Raw genomic sequence first — 14616 nt, 5'->3', positions numbered from 1 at the left:
TTCAATATTTTCTTTTTATTTTATAAATATTACATTTTGTTATGTTAAGTTGCATAAAAGATATAGGAAAGATGAAGAAATGCATGAAAAACACATGAAGTAAACATGACTTTTATGATATACTTTGTATGAGTGATTTTGTGTACATGTAAAAATATGGTCATAGTAGGCCATATTTTGTTGTTAGTTAGTATAAGTATATTGTAAAAGGAGTTTTTCCATGGCATCTAAAAAGGCAGTACTAGTATATATACTAGAAATCCTACGAGATGAAACAGATGCAAATCATACATTATCTCAAGAGGAAATTCGTAGCATCTTAGCAAAGAAATATGAATTGACGGTAGATCGTAAAACCTTAGGACGTCATCTAAATGATTTATATGAATCTGGTAATTTTAATATTGAATGTGAAGAATCTGCACTAGGTACAGATGGTTCGATTCGTCGTACCAATTTTTATATGATTCATCCCTTTGAAGAGGCTGAGTTACATTTGTTAATCGATGGTCTATTAGCATCACGTCATATTAGTGTAAATCAGCGTAAAGACTTGATTGATAAGGTATCTGCCTTGGGAGGTCGTTATTTTAAATCCCATGGAAAACAAATTAAGAGTACACCTGATTCTCTTGTGAGAAGTCAGGATCTATTCCTAAATATTGATCTCATTGAAAAAGCGGTGACGGAAGGGAGAAAAATTTCGTTAGTCTATTATCAGCCTAGTACAGATAATAAATTATATCCTAATCTTGATTATGCAGGTAATGAGCGAAATTATATTTTTAATCCCTACCAATTAGTATCTAGTCGAGGACTCTACTACTTGGTAGGTAACCACGATAACCATGATGATATGTCTACACTTCGTGTAGATCGAATTGGCAACATTAAGTTATTGGATATTCGCCGTAAGCCATTGCGGGAAATCCAAGGCTATCACAATCAAAATACCTTTGATGTAGATAGATACATGAAGGAACATATCTATATGTTTGGTGGTGAATCAGTAACAGTAGTGTTTGAAGCAAAACGCAGTATCGTTAACCAAATTCTCGATTGGTTTGATGGAAATGTAACATTTTTAAACGAGACGCCTCAAAAGGTGGAGTGTCGTGTTCATGTTAATCGGGAGGCTTTCAAATATTGGGCACTACAATATATGCAAAGTGTGAAAGTATTATCGCCAGCATCATTAGTGTTCGATGTGCGTGAAGCTATTCGTGATGGATTATCACAATATGTATAAGAAGACGGGCTGTAAGTATAATAGCCCTTTATTACGAAAAAGGAGCTATTGAGAAATCAATAGCTCCTTTTATCCGTTTTTAGAGAATATGCAATTTTTCTGCTTCTTTATAATCTTTTAATACTGGACGTGGTGGTAATTTATCGAAAATGCTGACAATATAAATCGCAATAGATGAGAAGATAAATCCTGGTACGATTTCATAAAGTCCAAAGAAGGCAAATTGTTTCCAAATTAGAACTGTAAGACCACCTACGACGATACCCGCAATACAACCACGGCGCGTCATGCGTTTCCAGAATAGGGAGAAGATGATAGCAGGACCAAAAGAGGCACCAAAGCCAGCCCATGCGTAAGCAACCATCGTAAGGATGAGGCTATCTGGATTTAATGCTAAGAAAATGGATATAGCCGCTACCAACAATACAACAATACGGCTTACAAGCACGAGTTCTTTGTCGGTTGCCGTTTTGTGAATGATATTAGCGTAAAAATCATTAGCAATAGCAGAGGCTGTTACTAATAGTTGAGCAGATGCAGTACTCATGATAGCTGCAAGTACAGCAGACCAGATAAGGCCAGCCATAAATGGCGTAAATAAACGTTCCGTCATAACGAGGAATATCGTCTCTGCATCTGTACCAACTAATTTTTCTGGTAACATATATACATGACCGATGAGGCCTACGAAAATAGCTGCTAATAAGGAAAGGATAACCCAAACCATAGCAATATTTGTGGATTTTTTTAGTTCCTTCGCATCGGAAATCGCCATGAAGCGAACTAGGATATGTGGCTGACCGAAGTAGCCAAGACCCCAACCAAGGGAAGAGATGATGCCGATGACAAGAGCAAACATATCACTCGTATCACCCCAGAGGTTTAATCCTTGAGGAAATTCACTTTGGATGAGTTGCATCGTATCAATAGGACCACCTAAGTAGATAGCTGCCGTAATAGGTACAGCCAAGATGGCGAAGAACATCAACGCCCCTTGAATACAGTCCGTCCAAGATACGGCGAGGAAACCTCCGAGGAAGGTATAAAATACTACAATGCCCGCCGTAATAAAGAGGGAGACCGTATAGTCTAAACCGAAGATGGTATTGAATAATTTGCCTCCTGCCACAAATCCAGAGGATGTGTAGATGAGGAAGAAGATTAATATAAACAATGCGGAAATAACAGCTACCGAATGGGATTGATCGTGGAACCGATTTTTTAAATAATCCGGCAATGTTAAGCTGTCGCTAGCTACCTCCGTATGGTTACGCAATCTACGGGATACGAATCGCCAGTTGGCCCAGGTGCCCAAGGTAAGTCCTACGGCAATCCATACACCGGAAATACCCGTAGTATAGGCCAGACCTGGTACCCCCATAAGCATCCAACCGCTCATGTCGGAGGCTTCGGCACTGAGTGCCGTAATCCACGGTCCTAGCTGTCTACCTCCCAATATATAGTCACCAATACTGTTTGATTTGCGATAATAGTAGACCCCGATGTACATCATCAGTCCTAAATACAAGGCAAAGGCGATTATGATCATTATGTTGTTGTGTGTCATGCCTATATAAAACCTCCTTAGGGTTGTTCACCACGTTAAAATATATACTAATTATTGTATCATAAATTGCCATTCTATAGGATATGTAAATCATATAATTTATTGGTAAATATTGATGATATTGTTAAAATTACTAAACAGTATTATATGAAAATAATTCAAAAAATACCTCAAAAAATGATACAATAAATAGACACGATATTTCATTTTGATATGGCATATAACATTGTTAATTTTGTACACATAGGAAAGGAGGTATACCGATGGAGGCTATTAATTCTCGTGATAGAGCGTTACAACTACTGCAAACCTACTTTGGGTATACATCCTTTCGGCCCGCTCAGGAGGCTCCTGTAGAGTCTTTATTAAAGAACGAGGATGTAGTGGCCATCATGCCTACTGGGGCAGGTAAATCGATATGCTTTCAAATTCCAGCTCTTTGTAAATCGGGGCTTACCGTCGTATTCTCGCCCTTAATATCTTTGATGAAAGACCAGGTTGATGGCTTGGTGGATCAAAATATACCGGCTGCCTTAATCAATAGTACATTAACGCAAATAGAATTTAATAAGACCATGTACGATGTACGTAGTGGGAATATTAAATTATTATATATTGCACCAGAGCGATTAGGTTCCAATTTTTTCTGCAATGTGTTACGCTCTATGCCTATCTCTCAAGTCATTGTTGATGAAGCGCACTGTATTTCACAGTGGGGTCATGATTTTAGACCTTCCTATCGATTGATAGGCGATTGGCTAGCTAGTTTGCCTAAGCGTCCCGTAGTGGGGGCTTTCACAGCAACCGCTACGAAGGCAGTAGAGAATGATATTAAAACATTATTAGGTCTCGATCATGCGAATGTGTATGTTACGGGATTTGATAGGCCGAATTTATCGTTTTCCGTCGTGCGCACACCAAAGCGCATGGATTATGTAGTCGATTATGTGCGACGTCATAGTCATGAAAATGGTATCATCTATTGCTCTACGCGCAAGGATGTAGAACGAGTCTACGATAATTTGACGCGTGCCGGAATCCAAACTGGATATTACCATGCCGGATTATCCGATGAGATGCGCAAAGATATGCAAAATAAATACGCCTTCGACCAATTACAAGTTATGGTAGCTACCAACGCATTTGGCATGGGTATTGACAAGAGCAATGTGCGGTATGTGTTGCATTACCAAATGCCGCGTAATATGGAGTCCTACTATCAAGAGGCGGGCCGTGCTGGACGCGACGGCGCACCGGCAGAATGTATTCTGCTCTATAGTGGGCAAGATGTGCGCGTTCATAAGTATTTGATTGAACAAGGTCATTTAGAACCACAACGTGAGCAGGTAGAACTTAGAAAACTGCAGTCCATGATTGATTACTGTTTCTGTAGTACTTGCCTAAGAAAATATATGCTCGCCTATTTTGGTGAAATCGTTCCGTGGCTCGAATGCAGTAACTGTAGTTCCTGTAATACAAAAGGGGAACGTGTTAATGTCACGAAAGAGGCAAAGGCCATATTCCGTGCCATTATCGCCACCGAGGAGCGGTATGGTGCCTCTATGATTTCCTCCATCGTGCGCGGAGAACGGACTGACCGCATTACGCGAGCAGGTCTTGATGCCTTATCCGTATTTGGGTATTTATCGGATGTAGGGGATAAGGAGATTAAGGGCCTCATACAACAATTTGTGGCCTCTGGATACTTGCGGAGTTCTATGGGGAAATATCCGGTCTTATCCGTCACCGCCGGTGCAGAAGAGGTGTTAGCAGGGCATAAAGAGGTAGAAGAAATTAGGCAAGAGGTCATCGTGCCATCTCGTAAAACGAAAAAATCAGCCTCTATATCTCGCTTCGAAGTACCCCGTTCTGGTTCTGGTGGGCTATTTGAACATTTACGTCAACATCGCAAACAACTGGCATCGCAACTTAGTGTGCCGCCGTATATTATATTCCCTGACACGGTGCTTATCGATTTAGCCAATATACGGCCAAAAACATTAGGTGAATTTGGCAATATAAAGGGCGTAGGGGAAGCAAAATTAAAGAAATATGGACTTTCATTTTTAGAGGCCATTTCACAATATAAGGGGTAATAAATTGGCGTTTCTATAACGCTATATTGAGTGATTTCTAATATGATTAGGGGGAACTATGAGCTCAGCGGATACACAATATCTCAATATTATTGAAAATATATTAGACCATGGCATATATGGTCAAAATAGAACAGGCATAGCCACATATAAATTGCCACAACAAATTATGCAGTTTGATTTACAAGAGGAATTTCCAATTTTAACTACAAAATTTGTGGCTTTCAAAACGGCTGTGAAAGAACTGTTATGGATTTGGCAAATGCAGTCCAATGATGTACGTAAATTACAAGATATGAATGTCCATGTATGGGATGAATGGATGCGCGAAGATGGGACTATTGGCAAGGCCTATGGTTATCAAATTGCTAAATACAAACAATTGGATAATCTCATCAAAACTATAAAAGAGGATCCAGATAGTCGCCGTATGATTGTTACATTATGGAATATTGAGGATTTGCCTGATATGGCTTTGCAACCTTGTGCGTATGAAACATTGTGGGATGTAGGTGATGGCTATTTAAACTGTATGCTCATCCAACGCAGTGGTGATATGGGGCTTGGTGTTCCATTTAATACGGCTCAATATGCAGCACTCTTATGTATGATTGCCCAAGTGACTGGTTTGAAGCCTGGTAAGTTTACTCATGTTATTAATAATGCACATATTTACGAAAATCATGTGGATGCATTGCGCGAGCAATTATCTCGTCGAGATCAAGCGTTGCGTGCGCCAAAAATTCGTGTAAATTCAGATATCACCGATTTTTATGAATTCTCACCGGATGATATCGTGTTAGAAGGGTATGAACATTTAGGTAAATTGGCTATGACCGTAGCTGTTTAGGGGGATACTATGTTAGCATTGATCGTAGCGGTTGCGCATCATCGCGTTATCGGCAAAGATAATTCTCTGATTTGGCATTTGCCCAATGATTTGAAATTCTTCAAGGAAAAAACGACAGGCCACGTTATTATTATGGGGCGTAAGACCTTTGAAAGTTTGCCCTTTTTATTGCCTAATCGGGAACATTGGGTGATTACAAAAAATAAAGGTTTTAATGCACCGGAAGGGGTACGTGTATTTTCTTCACCCGAGTCTGTTGTAAAGGCTGCTAAAGAGATAGATGTGGCCTATGTTATCGGTGGTGCACAAATCTACGAAGCTTTTTTACCGTATGTAGATGTAATGCATATTACGGAGGTTGACTATGAATTTGAAGGGGATGCTCATTTCCCTGAATTTGATGCGTCAGCTTTCACAATTACCTCTGTTGTAGAGGGGACGGTAGATGATAAAAATACATATCCTCATCGATTTGTAACATATGAAAGAAAAGGACATAACTAATGGAATCAATGTTTGCCATTATTGCAAAGGAATTGGGTGTTAAGCCTGGTCAAGTAGAATCAGCGGTTACGCTCTTAGACGAAGGTAACACGGTGCCGTTTATCGCTCGTTACAGAAAAGAAGTAACAGGTGAATTACAAGATGAACAACTGCGAACTATCGAAGAACGCATTAAATATTTGCGCAATTTAGAAGCACGGCGTCAAGAAATCATCAATGCTATTACGGAACAAGAAAAGATGACCGATAAATTGATGGCATCTTTGATGAAAGCCGTAAAATTACAAGAATTAGAGGATTTGTATTTACCATATCGACCTAAGAAACGGACACGGGCCATGATTGCCCGTGAACGAGGACTAGAGCCTTTAGCAGATATGATTTTGAATGATACGGTCACATCTGGTAATCCTCTAGATATCGCAAGAGAATATATTTCTGAAGACGTGCCTACACCGGAGGACGCCATTCAAGGTGCGTCGGACATCGTTGCAGAAATTGTCAGCGACAGTGCAGATTTTCGCGCTACTCTTCGTAAGCGTATGTGGAAGGAAGGCTTTATCCAAGCGGAACTCGTGGAAGATAATGAACACAAGGACCAATTCCTTCAATATAATGAGTATGCCGAACCAGTTCGTCAGATGCCGTCCCATCGTATCTTGGCGGTTAATCGAGGCGAAAAATTAGGGGCTCTTAAATTGGCCCTAACCGTACCCGATGAATCTTATATTCAATACATAGTGCGTGGTATTACTAACAATGAACAATCTATTTTTATTGATGTGAAAGCTAGCGCCGTAGCAGATGCGTATAAACGCTTGATGTTCCCTGCTCTTGAACGAGATATTCGCAATGAATTAACCGAATCTGCAGATGAGCAAGCAATTAAGGTGTTTGGAGTAAATCTTAAAAATTTATTGTTACAACCGCCATTGGCAGGTCATGTTATTATGGGCCTTGACCCAGGGTATCGTACAGGTTGTAAGATGGCTATTATCGATGCACAAGGCAATGTACTCGATTATGGTGCTTACTATTTAACAAATAGTGAAAAGCTAAAACAAGAAGCACAAAAGAAATTAGCGGAAAAGATTCGCAAATTTAATGTTACCTTATTGTCCATTGGCAACGGTACAGCCTCGTATGAAACTGAGCAATTTGCGTCTAAGATGATTGAAGAGGAAAAATTAGATTGCCACTACATTATTACTAATGAAGCTGGCGCGTCTGTATATTCTGCATCAAAACTAGCTATTGATGAATTGCCAAATTTAGATGTAACGATTCGCGGCGCCGTATCTATTGCTCGTCGTGTACAGGATCCATTGGCAGAATCTGTTAAAATCGATCCTAAGTCTATTGGTGTTGGTCAATACCAACATGATGTTAACCAAAAACAATTAACTCATACATTGGATCAAGTTGTTGAATCTGTAGTTAACCATGTTGGGGTAGAGCTTAATACGGCATCTCCGGCGATTTTGCAGCATATTGCAGGCATTTCTGGTACGGTAGCAAAAAATATTGTAGCATTCCGTCAAGAAAATGGTGGGTTTACTAGTCGTAAGCAACTATTAAAGGTGCCACGCTTAGGTCCTGCAGCATTTACTCAGTGTGCCGGTTTCTTGCGATTAAATGGTGCTAAGAATCCATTGGATAATACATCTGTTCACCCTGAGTCTTATGAGTTGGCAGAACGTATTATTGGCGAGCTAGGTTTTACATTAAAGGATTTACAAGATAAATCCCAACTTGAAGCATTACAGGTCAAATTACCATTGGTTGATATAGATAAGATGGCGCATAAGCTTGATGCGGGTATTCCTACTGTGAGAGATATCATTGCAGCTCTTGCTAAGCCGGGCCGTGATCCACGTGAGGATTTACCAGCACCTCTGACACGTAAACATGTAGTAAGTCTTGAGGATATCAAGGTTGGTACCGTTGTTAAAGGTACGGTGCATAATGTAGTAGACTTTGGTGCCTTTATTGATTTTGGTTTAAAAACGAATGGTTTATTACATCGTAGCGAACTATGCACGGCGAAACAACATCCTTCTGATGTACTTGCTGTAGGCGATATTATTGAAGCTGAGATCATCTCTGTAGATGTAAAGCGAAATCGTATCGGATTATCCGTCAAGTCATTGAGAAATAAAGACAAGAAAAAGGCCTAATTTTGTTAGGGTAATTCGTAAAAAATTATACATGTCAAAATTGAACATGATTAAAAGGAGTCCTTTAGGTAATAGAGGACTCCTTTTTTGTGTACTCTGTTATCATAAATAGTGATAAGTATATCGATTTTGATATAGAATAAAACTATTGAGAATACAATAAAATCGTTATATCGAAAATAATAAAATAGATTGAAGTATTTAGATATTAGGTGTATGATGAACTCATAGAAGATAATTAATAGTCGTTATCCATTAAAGGAGGAAGTACTATGAGTTTACATATTAGAGAAAGATATGGTCTTTTAATCAATAATGAATGGGTACCTGCATCTGATGGTGCTGAATTTAATGTATATAACCCTGCTAATGGCGAGCAACTTGCTGTTTGTGCAGAAGCTACGCAGGCGGATGTTGATAAAGCTGTAGCAGCTGCAACAGAGGCTTTTAAAACGTGGAAAACAGTTTCTCAAGTCGATCGGGCAGATTATTTATTAAAGATTGCAGATGCCATTGATGCTCACAAAGAACATTTGGCACAAGTTGAGACCTATGACAATGGTAAACCAATCCGTGAAACTTTAAACGTGGATATTCCACTTGGTGCAGACCATTTCCGTTACTTCGCCGGCGTACTTCGCGCAGAAGAAGGTTCGGCACAAGTATTTGATGAAAATACATTAAGTCTTATTATTCGTGAACCGATTGGCGTAGTAGGTCAAGTAGTACCTTGGAACTTCCCATTCTTAATGGCTGCTTGGAAATTGGCACCAGCGCTGGCAGCAGGGTGTACAGTTGTTATCAAACCTTCTAGCCATACATCCCTTAGTCTATTAGAACTAGGTAGTATTTTGCAAGATATCTTGCCTCCAGGTGTTGTAAACATTGTAACTGGTAAAGGCTCTAAATCTGGACAATATATCCTTGATCATCCTGGATTTAGCAAACTTGCTTTCACAGGCTCTACAGAAGTAGGTCTTGATGTATATAAAGCGGCATCTGAACGCTTGATTCCTGCTACATTGGAATTAGGTGGTAAATCGGCAAATATCTTCTTTGAAGATGCAAACTGGAAACAAGCTCTTGATGGGGCAATGCTCGGTATCCTATTCAATCAAGGTCAAGTATGTTGCGCCGGTTCCCGTATCTTTGTACAAGATACAATTTATGATAAATTTGTAGCTGAACTTTCTAAATTATTTGATAAGGTAAAAGTTGGATTGCCTTGGGAGGAATCTACACAACTAGGTTCCTTGATTTACGAAGCACAAGTTAAGAAAGTACTTAGCTATGTAGAACTTGCTAAGGAAGAAGGCGCTCGTGTTGTAGCTGGTGGTGAACGTATTACAGATGGCGAATTTGGCAAAGGTTGCTTCGTAAGACCGACACTCATCGTGGATGCTACAAATGATATGCGCGTAGCTCGTGAAGAAATCTTTGGTCCGGTGGCAGTAGTGATTAAATTCCATAGCGAAGACGAAGTAATTGAACAAGCTAATGATAGCCTATACGGTCTTGGTGGTGGCGTATTTACACAAAACCTTAACCGTGCGATTCGCGTAGCCCGAGCTATCGAAACAGGTCGTATGTGGGTTAATACATATAACTCCATCCCAGCAGGCGCACCATTCGGTGGTTACAAACAATCTGGTATCGGCCGTGAAACTCACAAAGTTATCCTTGAGCACTACACTCAAATGAAAAATATCATTATTAATTTGAGCGATAAACCATCTGGTTTCTACGATTTAGATTAATAATTTTATAGCATCTCCTTTTACTTATATTTGATAAGAAGGCACCTCGAAGAGGTGCCTTTTTTGCATTATCATACTATTACTTAATTTTATTGTACTTAGTGTTCTCCGTTTCCTCTAAATCTAATTTCAAGGATCCAACAGGTAGTATTAGTGCTAGCATAGGATGCATTGATAGCAAATGGAAAAGCGTGACTCACTAGGCAGGTATTTATGTTGGAGAAGTAGGCTATGATAAGATTTATAATAATATTGGTCTAGTTCAAACTTAGGCGTAGAATCTATAGGTAAAGCAAGCTCGACTACTCAATCTATAATCTCAGATGTTATACTAACTGTAGATGATAAAGAAATTGATGCTAAGACAGAGAATACTTATACAGAGAGGAGGATAAAAATGATGGAACTTCAAAAAAGAATTGATATATTAGATTTATGGGATGAAATGCCATATTCATTAGATATTAAAGATTTTGGTAATACAGTCATATTAGTGTCAGAATCCTGTGAAATTAGATTTATTAACTGTATAGAGGTTAATATTAAAAGTGACATTTTATTTAAGAATAAATCAATGAAATTTCATGAATATCGTAATCATGAATATGATATTCAAGATATTAGTGTCGAACCATGTGTTGTTAAAACAGATGGAACTATGACTCATAATAAGAAAAGGGTAAGTCCAGTACTAAATGGTGTTAAAGCTAAAATAGTTATGCCTGTAATGTGTATTGATTTGATTGCTATTGATTTTATAATTTCCACAAAAGAGGATGAAGAGAATCTAATACAATCTAAGTTTAGTTATATAGACCTTGAATAATTAAACGTATTATCATTAACAGTGTCACTACCAACACGTTTTGTCATATAATCTGAATTTAATAACTTCTTTACATCAGTTCCTACATGGATGAAGCAATTAAGTAATGCTTTCTTATTACCATATTCTAATGGATATAGAGTCGTTGATCCTAATATAATTATTCAGGAGGTTTCTGGTTCATCAGTATCAGGAGATTGGAATCTTTTGGAGTCATATAATATAACACCGACTCCAGGTGGTTATATTTTACATGTTATTGGTATTGAAGCTGGTGCACATATATCTGTAAATCGAACTGTGGTTAAATTTGTAGGATATCAAAACCAACTTTAGAAAGGATAAGACATAATGTTTGTTAATCCATGGCAGTTTTGTGTAGCAATCGTTCTCATGATTTTTGGAACATATTTTATTGCATTTCGTTTTTGGTGTCGTCGAAAAGGTATTCCGGTAGACATTTTATCAGTTACGCCTAGAATTATTAAAGAACTTCCTAATTTTACAGTTATTTATGGATATGATGTTAAGTATCTATTAAATGGTGCAGAATATACGACTCACAGTCTAGAGTTTTATATTACCGTGTTAGTTCCAGGACCTATGATTCCTTATAGTACAACGGGTAAATTACTTCATAATGGAAAGGTGAGTCTTGATAAGGTAAAAACAAATATGACATATGGTGTTGTATTATGGTTATTTGCCATTATTCTCTTGGCTGAGTTATATTGATAGTTATTTAATTACTGGAATAGGGGTGTATTTATCTGAAATGGATAACTGATTTTGATAAAGATACCTTTGAAGCATTAGCTATTAATGCAATTAAGAATCGGAAGGCATTACAATTAGAACCATTAGAGAATCAAACACTCCGTCAATATCTAAGTAAATAGAATATGCGATTAGTGAAAATAAGTAAACGGGCACCAATTTAATTATTGGTGCCCGTTCGAGTTATCCATTATAATTTTGTTAACATAGAACTAGAATATATTTTTTATGATATAGTTGATGACGATGAGTGGGACGATACTAACAACTAAGGTTGTTGCAGTATCTCGCACAGACATATTATATTCTGCCATACATAGTTTTAATAATGTAAATGCGGTCCATCCATAAGTGCACATATTCAAGATGAATATAACTGTTCTAACTAGACCGGATGGGAGTGTATTAGTGTATAAACTCATCATAAATGGTACAAATATAATATTTTGTACTAGTGTAAGGACCGCAAATACTCCTACAGCGTACATGAATTGTTTGAAAGTATCTTGGAATGTTACACTAATTGTAGGATAGGTGCGATTACAATAAAAGTTAAAGATATAGCTTGCTAATAGAGCTGGGATGACAGCTTTTAATAATCCCTTAACAATGAGTCCCAATAATGTGGTAAATGAAAAGATGGTAAAGAATGAATAACTTACGATGCTTATCGTGATGCACGCTATAAGATACGTTAAGATAGCCATTACAACATAAGCGATGATACCCATTGGTATGGCTTCATTAAGGGCACCATTGGTTTTGAGTTCATTACTACCTTTTTCCGGAGATAAGGTGAGTGTCAATAGATGTGTCCAATTAATTCCGTTCATAATTTCCTCTCTCTAAATTATAATGAATATATATACTAATAATTATAATGTAGCATATGTGTATCAGATGAAAATTAAGGAGTATTTAATCTATGAATCATATTTCAATCGATAAATTATACAATCCTCAATATGATTTGTTATCTGTTTCTGATAAAAAGGCATTATTAAATACATTGGCAGCAATATATAATTTAGAATTGATTTGTTTTAAAGAGTTTAAGGCTTTTGAAAAATCCATATATACGGCTGTATATCGCTCACATGATGGAATAGCGTTCGTATTTGTTCCCGGAGATACTGTTACGTTAGGGCTTAATTTTAAAAATAAATCATTGCAGGATATTTTTAATAGTGAAAATTTAGTGGAGCTTGTCTATCCATTTGTCGAGGGATATGAAGAGGAAATCTTTAGTGAAGAGGATGTTCAAAGAAAGATTAGCGAAACACTAGAAGATAAAGTAGTACTATCCAACATAGAAATGTATTTTAAATATAATTTTACTCAAGAAGATGAGTTTGTAATACATCCACTATTGGTTCAAAAAGAGTATAGTGAAACTTGTTGGATACCTATTTCAGATGAGGATTTAAGACAAAATAAAGAATGGCAACAGATGATAGAAAACGCCGAAAAAGCTGGACTTTCTGAAACAATGGTTCACAATACCGTTTGTTTATATAAGATAGATGATAGCAATTGGTGTGGAAAACTTTATGGAGAGACTACATTTAAGAAATTGTTACAGGATATAAAGATTCATGGATACTCTTTGCCTACACTAAGAGAGTGGGAATATTTAGCTAGTAAGGGGTGTAGAACCATTTTTCCTTGGGGGAATAATATAGATTTCTCTATGAATTTAAAACATATGGAATGGATGGATAATGATGGAGAGTATACATTAGAAAAGGAAAACTTTTTTGGCCTTGTTATAGGTGATGATCCGTATTGTAGAGAAATCGTATATGACGAAGGTGGATTTTCCTATAAAGGCGGAGATGGTGGCCGCAATATATGTGGCGGATTAGGTGTTGTGTGGGGCTATTTACCTGTTTCACCATACTTTCAAGATAGTGAAATGGTAGTAGGTGATTATATAAATGGAGGCTATGATTTTTTTAGACGGGTTATAAGGATTAATGACAATATGAAATGATGTTACATATAATAAATCTAAGGTATCAATTGATAACATTGTTACATAATTAAAATAGGTGCCTCTTAGGAGACACCTATTTTATTAATTGTACGCCGAATAGGCATGACTAAACCCCCAGTTAAACTGGGGGTCGGTAAAAAATTCTTAGAGAAAAGGAAAGAACCTCCTAGTGGTAAAATGAAGTTGGTCTGGCAACCACAACATTTCAACATAGGAGGTTCAATGTCAATGAATGACGTAAAAAGCTTATCACATAGTAAATGGAGATGTAAATATCATATTGTTTTTGCACCAAAGTATAGAAGGCAAATAATTTATGGACGGATAAAAGCTGATGTAGGTAAAATTTTAAGAGATTTATGTAATAGAAAAAATGTAGAGATTATAGAGGCAGAATGCTGTCCGGATCATATTCATATGTTAGTAACTATTCCACCACATTTAAGTGTATCAAGTTTTATGGGATATTTAAAAAGCAAAAGTAGCCTCATGATATTCGATAAACACGCAAATTTAAAATATAAGTATGGAAATAGACATTTCTGGTGTAGAGGATATTATGTGGATACAGTGGGAAGATACGAAGGAGCGATAAAAGAGTATATTCGCAATCAATTACAAGAAGATATAGCACAAGATACATTAAACTTTAAAGAATATACCGACCCGTTTACGGGTGAGCCGGTAAAATAGGCAAAATAAAAGCCCCCGAGTAGGGGGCAGCCAGTGGTAATAGAGTGGTTGTCAGATCATTCAAAGCCCTCTTTAGAGGGCCACCACTAGAGAAAGACCCTTATAGGGTCAGAGCAAACCACCC

13 protein-coding genes are annotated in these 14616 nt (G+C 37.5%); 11 read left to right on the top strand and 2 right to left on the bottom strand.

All coding sequences use genetic code 11. The features are described from left to right. The first annotated feature begins 220 nt into the window (after positions 1-220). A complete protein-coding gene (locus VAHSUH02_RS03770) occupies positions 221-1249 on the top strand; it encodes a helix-turn-helix transcriptional regulator (RefSeq protein ID WP_005378417.1) in 1029 nt (342 codons plus the stop codon). A 79-nt stretch (positions 1250-1328) separates the two neighbouring features. Here the strand turns inward: VAHSUH02_RS03770 and putP are convergent, their stop codons facing one another. Beyond that, positions 1329-2816 (bottom strand): sodium/proline symporter PutP, encoded by a 1488-nt coding sequence (putP, locus tag VAHSUH02_RS03765; protein WP_038148467.1) that lies wholly within the window; start codon positions 2814-2816, stop codon positions 1329-1331. Positions 2817-3079: 263 nt separating this feature from the next. Here putP and recQ point away from each other — a divergent pair, with 263 nt between their 5' ends. The 8 genes from recQ to VAHSUH02_RS03725 all read left to right on the top strand — a co-directional run bounded on the left by recQ (position 3080) and on the right by VAHSUH02_RS03725 (position 11761). Next, the gene (recQ, locus tag VAHSUH02_RS03760) at positions 3080-4912 is read left to right on the top strand and encodes a DNA helicase RecQ (protein WP_005382250.1); all 1833 of its coding nucleotides are present in this window, start codon (positions 3080-3082) and stop codon (positions 4910-4912) included. Between the two features lie 58 nt (positions 4913-4970). Continuing rightward, positions 4971-5762: a thymidylate synthase gene (locus VAHSUH02_RS03755; protein WP_005382252.1), complete on the top strand. Its 792-nt coding sequence runs from the start codon at positions 4971-4973 to the stop codon at positions 5760-5762. A gap of 9 nt (positions 5763-5771) precedes the next feature. Continuing rightward, on the top strand, positions 5772-6266 hold the full coding sequence (locus VAHSUH02_RS03750; protein WP_005382259.1) for a dihydrofolate reductase: 495 nt from the start codon (positions 5772-5774) through the stop codon (positions 6264-6266). Then, positions 6266-8443, top strand: a complete 2178-nt coding sequence (locus VAHSUH02_RS03745) for a Tex family protein (RefSeq protein WP_005382266.1) — start codon at positions 6266-6268, stop codon at positions 8441-8443. The genes VAHSUH02_RS03750 and VAHSUH02_RS03745 overlap by 1 nt, the downstream gene beginning before the upstream one ends. 272 nt (positions 8444-8715) lie before the next feature. Beyond that, positions 8716-10200: an aldehyde dehydrogenase family protein gene (locus VAHSUH02_RS03740; RefSeq protein ID WP_005382267.1), complete on the top strand. Its 1485-nt coding sequence runs from the start codon at positions 8716-8718 to the stop codon at positions 10198-10200. A gap of 397 nt (positions 10201-10597) precedes the next feature. After that, positions 10598-11026: a hypothetical protein gene (locus tag VAHSUH02_RS03735; protein ID WP_005382269.1), complete on the top strand. Its 429-nt coding sequence runs from the start codon at positions 10598-10600 to the stop codon at positions 11024-11026. 207 nt (positions 11027-11233) lie between these two features. After that, entirely contained in the window at positions 11234-11362 is a 129-nt protein-coding gene (locus VAHSUH02_RS09810) for a hypothetical protein (protein WP_005378374.1), read from the top strand. A gap of 15 nt (positions 11363-11377) precedes the next feature. Next, positions 11378-11761 (top strand): hypothetical protein, encoded by a 384-nt coding sequence (locus tag VAHSUH02_RS03725; protein WP_005382273.1) that lies wholly within the window; start codon positions 11378-11380, stop codon positions 11759-11761. A gap of 254 nt (positions 11762-12015) precedes the next feature. Here VAHSUH02_RS03725 and VAHSUH02_RS03720 read toward each other — a convergent pair whose 3' ends face one another. Beyond that, on the bottom strand, positions 12016-12636 hold the full coding sequence (locus VAHSUH02_RS03720; RefSeq protein WP_005382275.1) for a hypothetical protein: 621 nt from the start codon (positions 12634-12636) through the stop codon (positions 12016-12018). Between the two features lie 92 nt (positions 12637-12728). Here VAHSUH02_RS03720 and VAHSUH02_RS03715 point away from each other — a divergent pair, with 92 nt between their 5' ends. Both VAHSUH02_RS03715 and tnpA read left to right on the top strand, forming a co-directional pair. Continuing rightward, a complete protein-coding gene (locus VAHSUH02_RS03715) occupies positions 12729-13796 on the top strand; it encodes a hypothetical protein (RefSeq protein ID WP_005382277.1) in 1068 nt (355 codons plus the stop codon). 231 nt (positions 13797-14027) lie between these two features. After that, on the top strand, positions 14028-14492 hold the full coding sequence (tnpA, locus tag VAHSUH02_RS03710) for an IS200/IS605 family transposase (RefSeq protein ID WP_005375295.1): 465 nt from the start codon (positions 14028-14030) through the stop codon (positions 14490-14492). The last annotated feature ends 124 nt before the right edge of the window (positions 14493-14616 follow it).

The sequence above is a fragment of the Veillonella atypica KON genome (assembly GCF_002959915.1).
Taxonomy (GTDB): Bacteria; Bacillota; Negativicutes; order Veillonellales; family Veillonellaceae; genus Veillonella; species Veillonella atypica.
Note: the sequence above shows the minus strand (reverse complement) of the source record. Positions and strands in the feature narration are given on the sequence as shown.